At 34.4% G+C, this 18514-nt stretch carries 15 protein-coding genes; 8 read left to right on the plus strand and 7 right to left on the minus strand.

The features are described 5' to 3' along the window. Positions 1 to 3 precede the first annotated feature (3 nt). Both QWY91_RS00265 and QWY91_RS00270 read left to right on the plus strand, forming a co-directional pair. Positions 4 to 1410 (plus strand): alpha/beta hydrolase family protein, encoded by a 1407-nt coding sequence (locus QWY91_RS00265; RefSeq protein ID WP_290230512.1) that lies wholly within the window; start codon positions 4 to 6, stop codon positions 1408 to 1410. Between the two features lie 20 nt (positions 1411 to 1430). Then, complete coding sequence (locus QWY91_RS00270) at positions 1431 to 3533, plus strand: protein-disulfide reductase DsbD family protein (protein ID WP_290230513.1); 2103 nt, start codon at positions 1431 to 1433, stop codon at positions 3531 to 3533. A gap of 65 nt (positions 3534 to 3598) precedes the next feature. Here QWY91_RS00270 and QWY91_RS00275 read toward each other — a convergent pair whose 3' ends face one another. Then, the gene (locus QWY91_RS00275) at positions 3599 to 4825 is read right to left on the minus strand and encodes an MFS transporter (protein WP_290230516.1); all 1227 of its coding nucleotides are present in this window, start codon (positions 4823 to 4825) and stop codon (positions 3599 to 3601) included. A gap of 194 nt (positions 4826 to 5019) precedes the next feature. Here QWY91_RS00275 and QWY91_RS00280 point away from each other — a divergent pair, with 194 nt between their 5' ends. From QWY91_RS00280 to QWY91_RS00295, 4 genes are all read left to right on the plus strand, one after another. Further along, complete coding sequence (locus QWY91_RS00280; RefSeq protein ID WP_290230517.1) at positions 5020 to 5871, plus strand: M57 family metalloprotease; 852 nt, start codon at positions 5020 to 5022, stop codon at positions 5869 to 5871. Positions 5872 to 6071: 200 nt separating this feature from the next. Continuing rightward, positions 6072 to 6260: a hypothetical protein gene (locus QWY91_RS00285; protein WP_290230519.1), complete on the plus strand. Its 189-nt coding sequence runs from the start codon at positions 6072 to 6074 to the stop codon at positions 6258 to 6260. A gap of 148 nt (positions 6261 to 6408) precedes the next feature. After that, positions 6409 to 8436, plus strand: coding sequence for a tetratricopeptide repeat-containing sensor histidine kinase (locus tag QWY91_RS00290; protein ID WP_290230520.1), 2028 nt, complete (start codon positions 6409 to 6411; stop codon positions 8434 to 8436). Then, complete coding sequence (locus QWY91_RS00295; protein ID WP_290230522.1) at positions 8421 to 9077, plus strand: response regulator; 657 nt, start codon at positions 8421 to 8423, stop codon at positions 9075 to 9077. The genes QWY91_RS00290 and QWY91_RS00295 overlap by 16 nt, the downstream gene beginning before the upstream one ends. Here the strand turns inward: QWY91_RS00295 and QWY91_RS00300 are convergent. From QWY91_RS00300 to QWY91_RS00320, 5 genes are all read right to left on the minus strand, one after another. Continuing rightward, positions 9074 to 9226 carry an SsrA-binding protein gene (locus QWY91_RS00300; protein WP_290230524.1) on the minus strand — a complete coding sequence of 51 codons (153 nt, stop codon included), beginning with the start codon at positions 9224 to 9226 and terminating at the stop codon, positions 9074 to 9076. The two genes, QWY91_RS00295 and QWY91_RS00300, sit on opposite strands and share 4 nt — an antisense overlap. Before the next feature lie 71 nt (positions 9227 to 9297). After that, complete coding sequence (locus tag QWY91_RS00305) at positions 9298 to 11427, minus strand: M56 family metallopeptidase (RefSeq protein WP_290230526.1); 2130 nt, start codon at positions 11425 to 11427, stop codon at positions 9298 to 9300. 17 nt (positions 11428 to 11444) lie between these two features. Continuing rightward, entirely contained in the window at positions 11445 to 11795 is a 351-nt protein-coding gene (locus QWY91_RS00310; protein ID WP_290230528.1) for a hypothetical protein, read from the minus strand. A 470-nt stretch (positions 11796 to 12265) separates the two neighbouring features. Continuing rightward, positions 12266 to 12631, minus strand: a complete 366-nt coding sequence (locus QWY91_RS00315; protein ID WP_290230530.1) for a BlaI/MecI/CopY family transcriptional regulator — start codon at positions 12629 to 12631, stop codon at positions 12266 to 12268. 79 nt (positions 12632 to 12710) lie between these two features. After that, positions 12711 to 13706 carry a carboxypeptidase-like regulatory domain-containing protein gene (locus tag QWY91_RS00320; RefSeq protein ID WP_290230531.1) on the minus strand — a complete coding sequence of 332 codons (996 nt, stop codon included), beginning with the start codon at positions 13704 to 13706 and terminating at the stop codon, positions 12711 to 12713. Between the two features lie 112 nt (positions 13707 to 13818). Here QWY91_RS00320 and QWY91_RS00325 point away from each other — a divergent pair, with 112 nt between their 5' ends. Further along, positions 13819 to 14766: a calcium/sodium antiporter gene (locus tag QWY91_RS00325; RefSeq protein ID WP_290230533.1), complete on the plus strand. Its 948-nt coding sequence runs from the start codon at positions 13819 to 13821 to the stop codon at positions 14764 to 14766. Between the two features lie 245 nt (positions 14767 to 15011). Here QWY91_RS00325 and QWY91_RS00330 read toward each other — a convergent pair whose 3' ends face one another. After that, positions 15012 to 16022, minus strand: coding sequence for a glutamine synthetase beta-grasp domain-containing protein (locus QWY91_RS00330; RefSeq protein ID WP_290230535.1), 1011 nt, complete (start codon positions 16020 to 16022; stop codon positions 15012 to 15014). A 224-nt stretch (positions 16023 to 16246) separates the two neighbouring features. Between QWY91_RS00330 and QWY91_RS00335 the strand changes: the two genes are divergently transcribed. Next, the gene (locus QWY91_RS00335; RefSeq protein WP_290230537.1) at positions 16247 to 18433 is read left to right on the plus strand and encodes a glutamine synthetase III family protein; all 2187 of its coding nucleotides are present in this window, start codon (positions 16247 to 16249) and stop codon (positions 18431 to 18433) included. Positions 18434 to 18514: the final 81 nt, after the last annotated feature.

Here is an 18514-nt window from a genome sequence, read left to right on the forward strand (position 1 = left end):
TTAATGCTTAAAATAAAGCAACTTGTAATCCTTTCAATCTTTTCTATTGCAGCTGTTGGTCATTCTCAGGAACTTTGGCAAGGACAGTACAATTCAAAAAGGATTTTGTTAGAAAAAGTAACGATTTCAGAGGGTTTAGACTCACTTTATTTAAGTAGTCCGGAACATATGTATAAAAAACTCCCCCTTCAACAAGAAAAGAAGGGGGATTCTCTTTTTTTAGTGAACGAGAATTATAATATCAGTCTCAAAATCGAGACGATATTGGGTGATTTGAGTCAGGATTCTTTGCGAGCTAATTATATCGATTACACTGGGATCCATCAAGTAAAGTTAATTTCAACAGATAGTTTACAGTCGCTTACTTTTCCGCAGCATCCCAAAGGAATATTACCTTACATTAATAAAGAAGTAACATTTTATAGTGAGAAAACAAATGTAACTTATAGTGGAACGTTGGTGCTACCTAAACATAAAAAGCATTATCCATTAGTTTTTTTGCTGAATGGAAGTGGACAACAAGAACGGAACTACACCTATGCCGGGCATCAGTTTTTTACAGTGCTTGCGGATGCTTTAGCCAGAGAAGGAATAGCTTCTTTTAGAATGGACGATCGCGGCATTGGAGAAACTACCGGAGATTTTGAGCATTCAACAATTGAAGATTTTGTCCAGGATCTTGAAGCTGCAAAGTCTTTTATAAAATCTCAGGATAAAATAGATCATTCCTTTTTGGGAATAATTGGTCATAGTGAGGGCGGAGTAGTGGCTTCTATTGCTGCTTCCAGAAATAAGGATTTTGAATTTATGCTGAGTCTCTCTGGCGTGGGAGTTAACGGACTACAAATTCTGGATCTACAGAACAGCGCGATACTAAAATCTATGAATATTGAAGATTCCCTGGTAGAACATCACATGGAATTGTATAATTTTTTATTTAAAACGGTTTATAATCTCCAAGAAGAGGATAGTTTAAAGCTGCAGTTAGAACAAGCGGTAAATAATTGGATGCAGGATAAAGATGAAGATTTACTAAAAAGTATGGGATTGGCCAATGGCCGTGAAAAAAATTTGATTTATAGATTTCACAAGGAAGCAAAAAAAGATGCGTATCAATACATGATTCGTTATAATCCTAAAGATTATTTGCCCAAAATTGAAATTCCTGTAATGGTTTTAAATGGAGCAGAGGATATTCAGGTGCCCGCCGAAGAAAATGTCGCTGGATTCCAGAAATATCTATCAAAATCAACTAATTTTGCATCGAAAATCTATCCAAACCTAAACCATATGTATCAACACTGTCATACCTGTATTGCTTCAGAACAAAGCGAACTTGAAGAAGTTTTCGCGCCAGAAGTTCTTGCAGATATCACTAAGTGGATACATAAAGTTTATCAAACAAAGTAATTTCAATTAAATAGTCTTCAATGAAAATAGTTATTGCCAGTATCCTTCTATTTTTTTCAACATTCTCACAGGCGCAAATTTATGATCCTGTATCTTTTGAAACTTCTGTTGAAAAAGTAAACGAAAATCAGTACGCCTTAATAATTAATGCTTTTATCGAACCCGGTTGGCATTTATATTCGCAAGATGTACCTTCTGGTGGTCCTATTCCTACTTCATTTCAATTTTCATCTAATGATAACTATGCTCTAAAAGGCGAAGTTATCGAGCCTGAAGGTCATGTTATAGACGATCCTATTTTTGAAATGGAAATCAAATATTTCTCAGATAAAGCCACTTTTAAGCAAATTATAGAACGCAAGTCTCAAGGTGCTTTTCAAATAAAAGGTTCGGTCGAATTTATGGTTTGTAACGACGAAAGTTGTTTGCCACCTACACAGAAAAATGTAGTATTTAAATTTTCTAAATTGAATAATACGGAAGTTGCTTCCGCGGCAGATTTAGATGAAGAACCAAATACCGATGGAGAGACTACTGATTCCGAAAAATCTGTAGAACAAGATAAAGAATCCGTTGAAGAAAATATTAGTCCGCAGGTGTCTGGAGATATGGTTGATGCTGTTGCCAAAACTGATAATAGCGCTGAAGATGCTAATGAAGATACTATTACAACTGAAGAAGTAGATGGAGAAAGTGAAAATTCAGAAAGCCTTTGGTCAATTTTTATATTAAGTTTTCTAGGCGGTTTTGCGGCTTTACTTACCCCATGTGTTTTCCCTATGATTCCTATGACGGTAAGCTTTTTTACCAAACAAAGTAAAAGTCGTGCTTCGGGAATTAGAAATGCCATTTTCTATGGATTATTTATTATCATAATTTATGTGATTTTAGGCTCTGTAGTAACCGGGATTTTTGGAGCAGATGCGCTTAATGCCCTTTCTACAAATGTATGGTTCAATGTCATATTCTTCATTTTATTGATCTTTTTTGCTTTTTCATTTTTGGGAGCTTTCGAGATCATGTTACCAAATTCTTGGGCTAATAAAATTGATTCTCAAGCCGATCGAGGTGGGATTGTAGGTATCTTTTTTATGGCGCTGGCATTAGCTATTGTTTCTTTCTCCTGTACAGGACCTATCGTAGGTACTTTACTTGTAGAAGCAGCATCTAAAGGAGGTATTGCACCTATTGTAGGAATGCTTGGATTTTCAACTGCAATCGCATTGCCATTTGCTTTATTTGCAGCATTCCCAGGTTGGTTAAATTCGCTTCCCAAATCTGGTGGATGGCTAAATACAGTAAAAGTAGTATTAGGATTTTTAGAGCTTGCACTAGCATTTAAATTTTTAAGTAATGCCGATTTGGTTTTACAACTTCATCTGTTAGAAAGAGAAACCTTTTTAGCGATTTGGATTGCAGTTTTTGCCGGACTTGCATTATACTTATTCGGGAAAATCACATTGCCGCATGATAGTCCTTTACCACATATTTCAGTAGGAAGATTAACTTTAGGATTATTAACTTTAGCTTTTGTAGTTTATCTAATTCCTGGTCTTTGGGGTGCTCCATTACAATGGATTAGTGGTTTCCCTCCACCAATGCAGTATAGCGAATCTCCTTACGGTGTAGGAAATAGCAAAGGAAGTATTAGTGGTCCAGCCGAAGAACTTCCTCCAAATGCCGAGCTTGGTCCTTTAGACATCGTTATGTTTAAGGATTATGAAGAAGGAATGGCTTATGCAAAAAGTCAGAACAAACCGGTGATGTTGGATTTTACAGGTTATGCGTGCGTTAATTGCCGTAAAATGGAAGAACGCGTTTGGCCAGATCCTCAGGTTAGCCAAGTCCTTAAAAACGATGTGGTACTTATTTCGCTTTATGTTGATGACAAAAAAGAATTGCCTGAAGAAGAAAAATATGTTTCTGAAACTACAGGAAAAGAAATTGAAACTATAGGGAATAAGTGGAGTGATTTTCAGATAAAAAATTATAAAGCAAATGCTCAACCTTATTACGTGTTAATCGATAATGAGGGGAATAACTTGAATAAACCAACAGCTTACGATCCAGATATAGAATCTTATTTGGGATGGCTACAAGAAGGTTTAGAGAATTATAAGTAAAAGAATAATCGATTTTAGATATAAAAAAAGGGATCGTTGCTTTTAAGCTTCGATCCCTTTTTTTTTTAATGATTTTTTGCTATTCCCTTTCTTTTGTTGTTTTTCAGAATTAAAAAAGTTGAGTAAAAAATAACCAAAATTAATGGAATTCCCACGCCAAGGTAACGCAGTGACATATCGAAAGTAGTGGCGATTTCCCCTGAAGAAGATATTACGAAACTTGAGATTGATGTAATAATATAGAGCAATCCACCAATAAGTCCACCAGCGATACCAGCATTGCTAGGGAAATAAATCATGTTTTGGGTAAAGTAGTTGGTAAAAATAAACCCAGAAACGATATGGATCACAAAAGCAAAAGCAATTAAAAGGTAAAGATGATCTAATTGCGTTGCCGCGGCTATAAACACGAGTAAAAGCACAATTTGTGCGAAAGCTGAAATTCGTAATTTCTGAGGAAAATTTTGGCTAGCAAAGGTCTTACTTAAAATTCCGCCAATCATCCAGGATATTCCTAAGATTAGCGTACAATACCCCGTAGTTACTGCATCAAATCCAAAATGATGTTCTACCACAAACGGGCCAGCGATATTAAATACCATCACGGTTGAATAAGCTAATCCTAAAATCAAGATTCCTAAAACAAACGCCTTATTCTTCAGCATTACGGCATAAAGCATTGATGTTTTTTTCAGATTAAATTTCTTGACATTTCTAATCGTTTCTCCACTAAAAATTAATTCAGCAAAAAATAGAATTGCGGCATATATCGCTAAAAAGTAAAAATTTGCCTGCCAATCAAACAAGCTTTCCAGATAACCACCAAGAAAAGGAGCAATTATCGGCCCGCAAGACCATACGATGGTAAAAAAGCTTAAAAAATGTTTTCGTTTTACTTCATCATAAAGGTCTACAAAATAAGCTCGCTTTGCGACCACGATAAACGATGTTCCTAATCCCTGTACGATTCGCCAAAAGCAAATAACCCAAACCTGATCTGTCCATGTAATAGCAAGGCTACTAATAATTAGAGCAATTAATGAAAATAACACAGGTTTGTAGCGCCCAAGACTGTCCAATAAACTTCCTACGAACAATTGCGCAAAACCATAGCTTAAAAAGAAGCAAGTAAGCGTAAGCTGAATACTTTTTTCTGAAACCGATAAATTCTCGGCCATCGATGGAAATGATGGCAAATAAATATCTGTCATAAACCCAGAAAGTGGAATGGTGAAAAAGGTAATTATCGTTGCAATTTGTTTTTGTCTTTCAGAAGCTTGTCTTAGGTGCATTAGTTAGAAAAGTTGGCGGGGTAGGGGATTTATAAATTTTTGAAGTATAGTCGAAAATTGGTGCTTTTGCTTTCAGTTTTAGTATAAACTGGAGAATATTATATTACGGTTTTCCCTTACTTATTCTACGGTTAAATTTCAAACAACTGGAAACTAGTAGGTTAAATTTGAGATATAATTTAAAACCTACTTAAATGGAATTAAACAAACTACCACTCGTTTTGGCAGCGACAGGACTGCTTTTTACTTCCTGTCAAAAAGATGAAACAGCACCAGAGACTCAAGAATTGCTGAATAATGAGGCTCCAAGTTCATCACAAATTCCTAAAGAGGTAATAGAAAAGGTAAACAATTTACATTTCAATTCAGATTATATTGAAACTTTCGAACTTACTTTACCTGGAGGTGCTACAGAAACCACTTATTTAATTGAAAATGATATTGCAATGTCTGCCGATCAATTAGATAAGCTTAGCACCGCAGATATTACCAGTAAGCAGTATCGTACTTACAATTTGGTTAGTAGTCCCAGAACCATCAATGTTATTGGTTATACGGGTACAGGCTATGGACAAAATCTTTCCAACAAAATGCAACAGGCATTACAAAGAGCTGTAGCGAATTATAACGATTTAAGTATTGGTCTAACCTTCAATCTTAGTTTCGGTACTAATTATAGTTCTTCAGACATTGTTGTTTATAAAACTAGCAATGGACAGGCTGGTGGAGTAGCCGGTTTTCCATCAGGCGGAAATCCATACAAATTTGTACAGATTTTTTCAGGAATGGAAAGCTATAGTACATCAACCAACGAACATGTAATCACTCACGAAATTGGACACACTTTAGGATTGCGCCATACCGATTGGTTTTCTAGACAGAGCTGTGGCCAAAGTGGTGAATCTGCAAATCCAGACGGAGCGGTGCATATCCCGGGTACCGAGACGGGGTATGATGCGAACTCTGTAATGTTAGCATGTTTTAGCGCCAACGAAAGTGGAAATTTTGGTGGTGACGACGAGAAGGCTCTAGAATATTTATACTAACCACAGAGCATTATTTTTAAATGTAATTAGCCCAAAGTCACCCGGCGAGAAAACTTTCTTAGAATCTCCAAACCTACTTATTAATATGGCATGTATGTCTAAGTGCCGGGTGTTCTTATTTATCCTTTCTGTCTCTCGCAAGCATATCCTTTTGTAAGAGAATGTCTTCACTTTTTTAATAATACATTAAACAATCATCCATGAAAAATTTATTTACACTTCTAATTTTGGGAACGCTAATGGCAGTCACTTATTCTTGCGAACCTGAAGCTCTACCTGTATCTAATGCCGAAACACTTGAAGAATCTGAAATAATAGATATCGATACTTATGCTGATTCTTCTGGAAGAGAGGAAAATGAACAGGAAAGAAGAGATCCGCCTGAATAAGAAGAGCAAGATTAATCTTCTAAACAAAAATAAATTTGAGAAATTTATGATTAAATTCTTAAATTGATCGATGCCCAAATCTATATATCAATACGAGACAACATTAATATTTTTTAATTCAGAGTTTGGGCATCTAAACAACTGAATATTGAAGAAGAATTATTTTTTATTTTTACTATTAGTCTTAATGCTTTCATCCTGTGATCTATACCAGTCACAGGATGAGTCCTTTTCTAAGGATGCTATCGAAATTTCAGACGATTTTAAGCTGGATTCTCTAGATTTAGAAGTTAGAAAGGAGAAACTGAAAGCATATTTAATTCAGACTTCAAAACTTAATGATGATACGCTTAAAAAGAAAAATTACCTGCATGCTTCTTATTACGCAGCTTCGATAGATTCCGCTTTATTTTTAGAAGCCAATTCCAAGGCTATAGCTTATGCAACACAACTAAAAGATAGTTTAGGGCTTGCCGGCGCTTTTTGGGATCGTGGATATTTTTATTCAGAAATTGGTGGATATCGTCAAAGTTACGATGCCTATCAAGAGGCAAGTGAACTTTATTTAAAAAACGACAAGCCAGTATTGGGAGGGAGATTGCTAATAAATATGGCGATTCTTCAATCTGATATTAAAGATTATGTGGGAAGCGAAGTAACTACGGTTAGAGCTTTAAAAGTTTTAAAGCCTTTGGATGCAAAAGAATACATTTATCGCTGTTATAATAATCTGGCGGTGGCTTACAACCAAATGAATGATTTTGAAAATTCATTAGACTACCATAAAAAAGCCTACGAGATTCAGCAGGAATTAGGCAATAATACCTACCAGAAAGCTTCAACATTAAATAATATAGGTGTGCTTTATGAAAACATGGGGCGATTTGACGATGCGATAAATGTTTATGCTGAAGCATTAGAATTTTCAGAATTAGAAAAAGAAGAACCTCAGGTTTATGCTAAAATTATCGATAACCGTGCATTTGCTGAATTTAAAATAGGAAAGAAAGAACATATTCCTGAAGACTTTTTTAAAGCACTGCATCTAAGAGAAGCTATAGGTGATGAAGACGGTGCTATTTTTTCTAGTATGCATCTTGCCGAATATTACGAAGGTATTGACAAAAATAAGGCATTAAAATATGCCGATAAAAGCAGAATATTAGCTCAGCGAAGGGAGCATATGCAAGGTTTAATGGAATCTTTAAGATTACAGGCACGATTAGATAAGGCTAACAGTTATGCGCATCTTGAGCGATATATACACTTAAAAGATAGCTTAGAAAAAGAAGAGCGAGCTGCTCGTAATCAATTCGCACGAATACGTTATGAGACCGATGAATTTATTGAGCAGAACAAATATTTGAATGCACAGCGAAAATGGATAATCTTAGGTGCAGGATTTCTGCTGATTATTGTAATACTTGGATTTGTAGTACGCCATCAAAAGATTAAAAACAAACAGTTGAAATTAGAGAAACAACAGCAACAATCTAACGAAGAAATCTACAATTTGCTTATCGACCAGCAAAACAAATTAGAGGAAGGTCGTCAAAAGGAGAAAAAACGTATTGCTGCGGAATTGCATGACGGAATACTTGGAAAAATATTCGGAATTCGGTTAATATTAAGTAGTCTGAATAGCAAAGTGGATACCGAGTCGGTGGAAACCAGATCAAATTATATTGCTGAATTGAAAAAGCTAGGGGAAGAGGTTCGCAGTATTTCTCATGATTTGGATGCCAATATATTCGATTCTCGATCTGGATTTATAAGTATTCTTAACGAGCTATTAAATGAGCAGTCTATAATAGGAAAATACGAAGTGGTTTTAAATAATGACCCTAATATCGAATGGGATAAGGTAAGTAGCAAAATTAAAATTAACTTGTTTAGAGTTCTGCAAGAGTCTACTTATAACGTAACGAAATATGCCCAGGCTCAAAAAGTTATTGTAGTCTTCAAAAATCAGGATACGCATCTTTTTGCAATGATCAAAGACGACGGAACAGGCTTTGACATTGATGCGACACCAAAAGGTATAGGATTAAAAAATATGAAATCCAGAATTAATAATCTAAATGGTAAAATAAACTTTAAGTCTAGTGAAGAAGGCACAGCGATAAGTATACAGATACCTATTAATCAAAATCGTAAAATATGGCTAACCGCTTAAAAGTGTTGATTGTAGATGATCACCCGATAATTATAGAAGGTTATAAAAGCACGTTGCAATCCTGTAAGCACGAGATTCTCGTGCAGACCGCCAACGATGTGGATACTGCTTTATTACAAGTGCGTAATGCCGAACAATTTTTCGATATTATCATATTGGATATTAAAATCCCTGCATCCAAGGATGGTAGAATAATTTCTGGGGAAGATTTGGGGATGAAATTTCGCGAAATCACACCACATTCTAAGTTGGTTGTGCTTACGATGTTCAATGAGAAATATAGACTTCAGAATATTCTAAAAAGCATAAATCCTGAGGCTTTCATGATCAAAAGCGATGTAGGTTCTACAGAACTGTGCGCAGCAATTCTATCGATAAACAACGGTATTCCTTTTTACAGTAAGACGGTACGCGAATTGTTTAGAAGCCAAATGACACGAGATATTACCTTAGATGAAAACGATAGGAAAATCTTATATTATCTTTCTAAAGGAACCAAAACAAAAAATCTGGTCGATTATATTCCGCTTTCCTTAGCTGCTATTGAAAAGCGAAAAAGAAATATTAGGAAGCTTTTTGAAATAGAAGAATTAGGGGATAAATTAATTTTGGACAAAGCAGAAGAATATGGTTTTCTTTAATCTAAAGAATTTTTAGTAACCCACGTTTTCCAACCAATAATAGCCATTTGTAATTTACTAGCATTAGCCAGGTCTAATTGCTTCTTAGAATAACTTGGCAGTATTTTTTTATTCAATTTCGCTAATGATGTAAACAGCTTCTTTTTCATTCTTAGTCAGTTTCTATCAAAGATATTAAAATATTGATATTCAGTAAAAAAGAAGCTGTTTTTTAGAATTTTTATTTCTTTTTAGGTTTCTCACTCGTAATCTTGAAATCGTCTTTTTCAGTATCCATTATCATATAAAACTCATCAATCGAATCACTACTGGAAGCGCTATACGTCACATTCCAAAAAGAAGCACCTTTATGTCTGGCTTTGATTTTTACATTAGTAAGAATTCCTGAATCATCACGCTTCAATTTTTTAATATTAATTTCAATATCATAGGTCTCTTGGATAGCTTTGATGATATTCTGAATGGCGGCATCTGTTTCATTAGGATGAATAGTATATACGAAAGTTGTTGATTTTTGAGGTAATTTACCTTTAAAGGTTTTAGTGTAAACTTCAATAACACCATTAACTGCACGATCATTTTTATACTTTTCTGAGGCTTTTTTATCTTTCAAAACATTAATAAAAATGATATCATTTGGCTTGATGTTTTCAAGAGTTTTTTGCTCTTCAACTTTTCCGTTAATAACCAATAATGGTTTTCCATCAATTAAGTGATTATTTCTTAAGATTATAATATGGCTAGAATCTGCTTGTTTTTGATTTTTTATAATCAGTGAATTATCCTGAACTTTTGTGGTATAGAGTTTAACACCGTATTTAGAAACTCGGCTTCCGTAAAGAGCCCTAGCTTTCTTACCTTCAAGATAAGTGATGTTTTCTATGTCATTTTTCTCAATATCATTAAGAAAAGCATTGCTCTTCTGTGGAACTCCATTCAGAATATAAAGAGTATCATTTAAAATATTAGAAGAAGTAGTCGCTACTTTACCTTTGCCATTAATCGTACTACGCTCTTTATCTTTCGAACTTTCTTCAACCGTCTTCTCAGTACTTTTTTCTTTATTTAGAGTAATAATAGAAGGTGTTTTCTTATCTAAGAATTTCAAAAACTTAAGTTGGATTGCTTCCTGTTTTTTATCTATATCTTTTAAATAGGTTTGAAAATCTTCAATAAATTCGGTTTTAGAAAGTTTAACTACGCCATCTTTTCCTTTTTCACCAAATTGTTTTACTGCAGTTTCGGGTGCTATCACTTGGATAGATTTATAAACTATAGTTTTACCTTCAAGTTCATCTCTTTTATAATTTTGGTTGTCCAAAATATATAAGGCATTTTCACCTAAATCCTCAAGTGAAATTGATCGTTTTGGTGATTTGTAAGTGTTATTTTTTTCAGTTTCAGTATAACTTCCAATTCCCGTGATTTCAGGATTATCTACGGTATCAGTATACTGAGATCTATTTCCCTTTGAAGAGTTGAGCACTACACTTTCTTTCTTTAAATTGAAACTATAAAGGAATAGGCATAAAAATGGAATTACTAAAATAGTCTTCCACGAGGTGTTTTTCTTTTTCGATTTGTTAAGCATAATAATACGTTTTTTGATGAATGATTGATAAAACTGATTAGTCATGGCCGGCTGCATACCAACACTTGCCATAACTAGCGCTTTTTGGTATTCTTTTTTGCTGGCTATTGTAGCTACTGCATCTTGATCGGCTAGAAATTCTAAGTTTTGGACGATAACTTTTTTGTATAACCAGATAAACGGATTAAACCAAAATACCACACAGAGTATAGAAATGAAGATCACATCCAAAGAATGCCACTGTCTTGCATGGATTTGCTCATGCTTCAGGATTAATTTTAGGTCTTTTTGTTGATGTTTTTTAGGATTGTAAACGATATTATTAAAGAATGAAAAGGGTTTAATATCCTTAGTCGTTCTCACCAATTTTAAATTCTTGTATTTTTTTAAGAATCCAGAATTAATAACCTTCTTTAGGCTGTAGATCTGAAAAGCAAATCGTAAGCTCATTACTGAAACACCAAATAAGTAAACATAAAAACCAATTTGCCACCAATCTGTTGGTTCTTCGATTACCGTGTTTTCCTGCTGAAAATCGCCATTCATAACAGTATATGGTATCTCGGTGGACGGCAATTCTATGTATTCTTGCTGAGTGAGATAAATAAGTGGTAAAACTAAAGAAGTCGCCAAACCTACTAAAAGAAACTTACGGTTTTGCATAAAACTTGTTTCCTGTTTCAGCAAAATAAAGTAAGCCAAATAGAAAATAGCAATTAAAGCTGAAGATTTTAAAAGATGGAAAATTAATTCTTGCATGCTTACTGGTTTATATTTTATTTATCTTCTGTCTTGTAAATACCGGCGTTAAGATCTTTTGATAATTCAAATCGAAAATTGCTGCTGGTTCTTAAAATAATTTTCTGATTCTTAAAGCTTAAAAGGTTAGGGCGTTTGTCTTTATAAGCCTGATTTTCTAAAGTAGCACCAATTTTAAAATTAGTCTCATCGGGAAATTTTCTACTAATAGTATAGCTATCTAATTGACCATTAAGATAAGAGATTTCTGAGATCTTTATAATAACCGAGTCTCTATAAAATTGGTTAAATAATTTTACCCGGTTTTGCAGCTCTTTTTTACTAATATCATTTTCAAAATAGAAAGAATATTGGGACGATTGTTCCATAGTTTCGATTTCATCGACATTGCAACTGTAAAACATTATGCTAAGAAGAGGAAGCAGAAAACTTAGTTTTAGAGATCGTAATCTAGCGAATGTATGTTGATTAATCATGATAGTTCGGTTTCTTGATTGATGAGTAATAAAACTGGAAATTCTAACGTCTTAAATGGCTTAGAAAATAATTGATATTGGTGATTTTTGATTTTCTTTTCTGCAACTTTAATTTTTGATTTCAGGATGAAGAAATGCTTGATCTTTTTTATTTCTGAAATGATTTCTGCAGAAGCAATAAGCCACTTCAACTGAAATAGCTTAACACAGCATCGTATTAGAAACCCAAAACTTATAAGTAGATATATTGATAAAAGAAATTCAGTATAATTTATAGAATTTTTGAGAAGCAGTTCATATCTGGCAAAAAATAACGCCAGGATTAGAAAATGTTTCAATATGTAAATCCAAAATTGCACGTTTTATTGCTTCTCTTTATTTTCAATAATTTCTAGAATTTCTCTCAATTCTTCAGCACTAATTTTTTCTTCTTTAGCAAAAAAGGAAACCATGCTTTTATAACTATTGTCAAAAAAACGTTTAGTAGCGATATTCATAAACTGTTTCCTATACGCTTCTTTGGTAATAATTGGATAATATTGATGCGTTTTACCGTAGGCTTTATAAGAAACATATTTTTTTTCTTCAAGATTTCTTACGATGGTAGAAACCGTATTATAATGAAGTTTTTGTTCTTTAATATGCGGGATAATTTCTTTAACGAAAGCTTCCTCGAGCTTCCATATAATCCGCATAATTTCTTCTTCTTTATTCGTTAACTTTTCCATGTCGATGTCTATCTTCAGATATGTAGATGATAAATATAACGAAAAAAATAGTTTTCAAACTAAAAAAGTAGTAATTATTTTAAAGCGCGTAATTTAGTGGTAAGGATAAGGACATTCTCGCCTGTCCCATTGCGCCAGAAATATTGAAAGCTCGAGTAGGAGTGAAGTTTCCAAATTTGTCAATATAAAACGGACTTTTATATATAAGACCAGATTGCTGGTTTTTATGCAGTATGCTAATCGTGTCTTTTGTCATTGCCACTTTTGTAAATTGATCTGCCTGCTGAATATCGAAATACTTATATTGTGGTACTTCAAATCTCTCGTAGAAAATTCTAAAATCATCTTGAGCAAGGTTTCTCTTTGATAGGGAGCGCATAAACTGAAGCAAGGATCCTTCAAAAGCTTCCTCACGATTTTTTAAATGGCGTCTTCTTGGTTTCTCATTTTGTTCTTTATAAAAGCTGCTTCCTTCATAAAAGGTGTATTCAATCAAATAAAGACCAGAACTTCCTGTACTAAATTTGATAGTAAAATCTATAAGCTCATATTCTATAAAATAGCCCAGATGATTATTTTTAATTATTAGCGGTTCTTTCGCATACGCAATGAGTTCGTTTTGTGAAGGGGTATATTTAAGTTTAATCGCATCTTCATTCAATATTTTACATTTTAACGCAGCAGTTGTATGCCCCAAAAATTCTCTGCGGAAGTAATTAAGTTTTCTTTTGCGAGACCAGGGATCGGTTTCCAGGACTACCGTGCCCAGCTCATCCATACTTTCTTCAAGAAAAACAATTGGATAATTTTTATCCTTGAAAACTGAAATATTAGGTACTGTCCTTGTTTTAAATCCGATGGATCTAAAAATTAATGGTGAAATGTTAGAAGATGAATTCTCGATTTTGAAGTAACCTTTCGTATTGCTAACAGTACCAAGACTGGTACCGTCAAAATAAATTGAAACCGACTGAACAGCTGTTGAATCTTTTGCATTTAGAACTCTTCCAGTATACACTTCCTGAGCCTGAATATGAAATGAAAATAAAATAGCTAAGAGTAAAAGTCGTTTCATAAATTAAATATAACGGTTTTTTTAGTTTTTAAACTATATGTGTAGTTTTTAATTCAGTATTTCATTAATAGAATAGCTTTAAAGTTTAAGTTATATTAGCACAAAAAAGTGTATGGATATTGTTTACATACTAATTGGTTTAGTGTTATTAGTGGTAGGTGGTGAGTTTTTAGTAAGATCATCTGTCGCTCTTTCTTTTAAGATGAATATCTCTCGTATGGTCATTGGGCTAACGGTAGTTTCTTTTGCGACATCAGCACCAGAATTATTAGTGAGCTTGCAGGCAGCGATGGAAGGATTTTCAGATATTTCTTTAGGGAATATTATCGGCTCTAATATTGCTAATATTGGTTTGGTTTTAGGGATCACAGCGCTTATTTCTCCCATTGCGGTAGATAGTGACTTCTATAAGTTTAATTGGCCGGTGATGATGATCTTTTCATTTGCATTATTTTTCTTCTTACTTAATGGGGAAGATATAGACCGGTTAGAAGGTGGAGCTTTAGTACTTGGACTACTAATTTATCTACTTTTCTTGATTATTCGTAGTAGAAAGGTAAAGGAAAATGTAGTAGAAGAGGTAGATGAAAGCCTAGAAGGCACTTCCTGGTTTAAGATTATTATCTGGTTAGTAATTGGCGGAGCGGCCTTGTATGGAGGATCAGAATTATTAGTAGATGGATCGGTTGCGTTGGCGAGAGACTTAGGCGTTAGTGAAAGAATTATTTCTGTAACAATGATCGCTATAGGTACCAGTATTCCCGAGCTTGCTGCATCGGTAATAGCAGCCTTAAAGAAAGAGAAAGCCCTATCTTTTGGTAATTTGATAGGTTCCAATATTTTTAATATAGCTTCAGTATTAGGTATAACTGCTTTAATTAAACCGATCGTGATGCAATCTCAGGAAGTTTTGAGCAATGATATTTATTGGATGATTGCCTTTTCTTTCATACTAGTTCCCATGGCTTTTATTCCGAAGAAATTTCTATTTGGAAGAGTTAAAGGCCTAGTTATTCTAACCGGATATTCGGTATTTCTTTATATCACTATTTTTAGGTAACAGCTTTTGATAATAGAAAATAGAGCATGAGACGCCATAAATTAGTCGTCTGAATCACCAATCTTGATTCTTATTTGGTGATCTGATTGCAGATTTTAGTACTTCTGTTTCAATTTTTGGCCTTTATTGAAAAATTGTTTCAAACAGCCTAATTTCAGTATTTAATAAAATTAGTGCAATAAAAAAGGCGTTTCTGAAAGAAACGCCTAATCTAAGATTATTACAATCTAGCCTAAATCTGTTATTTATTCTGCATTTTTAACCGTCTTAATAATACGGCTTGCAATTTTATAAGGATCACCATTAGAAGATGGCCTTCTATCTTCTAACCATCCTTTCCATCCGCGCTCTACAGTTGCGATTGGAATACGGATTGATGCTCCACGATCAGAAATTCCGTAGCTAAAGTCGTGGATAGAAGCAGTTTCGTGCTTACCAGTTAAACGCATGTGGTTATCTGCACCGTAAACGTCGATGTGTTCTTTTACAACTGGACGGAAAGCTTCACAAATTTTCTCGTAAGTTTCACGGTTTCCAGCATTTCTTAAAGTTGAGTTAGAGAAGTTGGCGTGCATACCACTACCATTCCAATCTAAATCGCCTAATGGTTTTGGATGAAGATCAATTGCAATTCCGTATTGCTCACCTATTCTTTCTAACAAATATCTTGCAACCCAAATCTCGTCACCAGCAGCTGCAGCTCCTTTAGCGAAAATTTGATATTCCCACTGTCCGGCAGCAACCTCACCATTAATACCTTCTACGTTTAATCCAGCTTCAAGGCAAACATCTAAATGCTCCTCAACGATAGATCTACCATAGGCATTGTTTGCACCTACAGAACAGTAATAAGGTCCTTGTGGTCGTGGATATCCATTAGCTGGGAAACCTAAAGGTTTACCTGTTTCAGTATCAATAAGGAAGTATTCTTGTTCAAATCCAAACCAGAAATCATCATCCTCATCGTCTATAGTAGCTCTTCCATTAGTTTCGTGAGGTGTACTATCTGAATTAAGTACTTCGCACATTACTAAGAATCCATTTTTACGTTGTGGATCTGGACATATAAATACTGGCTTTAATAAACAGTCAGAAGCATTTCCTTCAGCTTGTCCTGTAGAAGAACCATCAAAAGACCATACCTCACAATCTTCTAACTTTCCTGAAAAATCAGTTACTACTTTTGTTTTACCACGTAACTTCTGAGTTGGCTTACTACCATCAAGCCATATATACTCCAACTTTGATTTGGTCATAATCTAATTCGTTTTTTTATAAAATTGAACGTCTAAGGTTAACAAAAATATAATTTTTTGAATAAAATGTATATTTTTTTAGGGTGCATTTATTGAGAATTTTCAATTTGTAAATAATACCCCCTAATTTTTAGGGGGTAAACATTATTTAATGTTTTTCAAGGTGTTGTAGTGAGAAATATTTAAATTTGATCGTAATATTTTATTAATCATAATAGCTTAACATGTCAACACTTAGATTTAAGGCAATAGAAGAAACCTTTAACCGAAAATCTGTAAATATCGAAGAGCCAGGAAGGCGCTCAGCGATTTTTGGAAGTAATGTCTTTAATGAGTCGGTTATGAAGCAGTATTTAACCAAAGAAGCATATAATAATGTGATGGATGCTGTGAAGACCGGAGCGAAAATTAACCGAACAGTAGCCGATCATATTTCTGCTGGAATGAAAGAATGGTCTATTAATAAGGGAGTTACTCATTATACGCACTGGTTTCAGCCTTTAACAGGAGCAACAGCTGAAAAGCATGATGCATTTTTTGAAACTATAGGTGATGGACTAGCGATAGAAAAATTTGGCGGAGGATCTTTGGTTCAGCAAGAGCCAGATGCTTCCAGTTTTCCAAACGGTGGAATTAGAAATACCTTTGAAGCTCGAGGATATACCGCATGGGATCCTACTTCACCGGCATTTATTTGGGGAACAACTTTATGTATTCCAACAGTTTTTGTTTCGTATACGGGCGAGGCTTTAGACTATAAAACACCACTTCTTAGAGCTTTACAAGCAGTAGACCAGGCGGCAACAGATGTTGCAAAATATTTCGATAAAAATGTTTCTAAGGTGAATGCTACTTTAGGTTGGGAGCAGGAATATTTTCTTGTAGATTCAGCTTTAGCAGCGACTCGACCAGATATTCAATTAGCAGGTCGTACACTTTTAGGACATTCTCCAGCAAAAGGGCAGCAATTAGACGATCATTATTTTGGATCTATTCCATCACGTGTCTTAGCCTATATGAGAGATTTGGAGATCGAGTGTATGCGTTTAGGAATTCCGGTGAAAACCAGACATAACGAAGTTGCTCCAAATCAATTTGAGTTAGCACCAATTTTTGAGGAAGCTAACCTTGCGGTAGATCATAATTCATTAATTATGGATGTGATGAATAAGATTGCCGAGCGTCACCATTTTGTGGTGTTAATGCACGAAAAACCATTTGCCGGAATAAACGGAAGTGGAAAACACAATAACTGGTCTTTAGGAACTGATACGGGCATTAATCTTTTATCTCCCGGTAAAACTCCTATGAAGAATCTTCAGTTTTTAACCTTCTTCATTAATACGATCAAAGCAGTTTGCGATAATGAAGAATTATTAAGAGCTTCTATTGCAAGTGCATCTAACGATCACCGTTTAGGAGCGAACGAAGCACCACCAGCAATTATTTCAGTATTTATTGGTAGTCAGTTAACGGCTGTCTTGGATGAGTTGGAAAAAGTAACTTCCGGGAAATTATCTCCGCAGGAAAAAACAGAATTGAAACTAAATGTTGTAGGGAAAATTCCAGAAATTCTTTTAGATAACACCGATCGTAACCGTACTTCTTCTTTCGCATTTACAGGTAATAAATTTGAATTTAGAGCCGTAGGATCTACTGCCAACTGTGCAAATCCTATGACAGTACTTAATGCGATAATGGCTAAGCAGTTAAAAGACTTTAAAGTTGAGGTTGATAAGCTGATTAAGGATAAGAAAATGAAGAAAGACGATGCTATCTTCAATGTTCTTAGAGAGTATATCAAGAAAAGTAAAAAGATTAGATTTGAAGGTGATGGTTACGGAGAAGCTTGGGAAAAAGAGGCTGAAAAACGTGGCTTAAGCAATAATAAAAACACTCCAGAAGCATTAAAAGCTCAAATTTCTAAAAAAGCGATTAAGCTTTATGAAGAATTAGGAGTGATGAATACTGTAGAAGTTGAAGCTCGCCACGAAATCGAATTGGAAGAATACGCAATGCGCATCCAGATCGAAGGCAGAGTGCTAGGTGATATTGCAAGAAATCATGTAATCCCAACCGCAATTAGATACCAAAATGTTTTGATTAAAAACGTTACTGGTTTAAAAAGTATCTACGGCGAAGATTTTAAAAAGTACGCTGAAGAACAATTAGACTTGGTTGAAAAAGTTTCTAACCATATCGCAGTAATTAACAGTAAAGTGAGCGCTATGATCGAAGCTCGAAAAGTAGCGAACAAATACGAAGATATTCAGAAGAAAGCAGAATCTTATTGTCACGAAGTAAAACCGTTTTTTGATGAAATTCGCTACCATTGCGATAAATTAGAATTACTGGTTGATAATGAAATCTGGCCACTTACTAAATATAGAGAGTTGTTATTTACTCGATAATCGAGAATAAAAATATAAGGCTTGCCTTGCAATAAGTATCTAGCAAAAGTCTCATGGGATCGCCTATAGGTGGTTTACTAG

The sequence above is a fragment of the Zunongwangia endophytica genome, from assembly GCF_030409505.1.
GTDB lineage: Bacteria > Bacteroidota > Bacteroidia > Flavobacteriales > Flavobacteriaceae > Zunongwangia > Zunongwangia endophytica.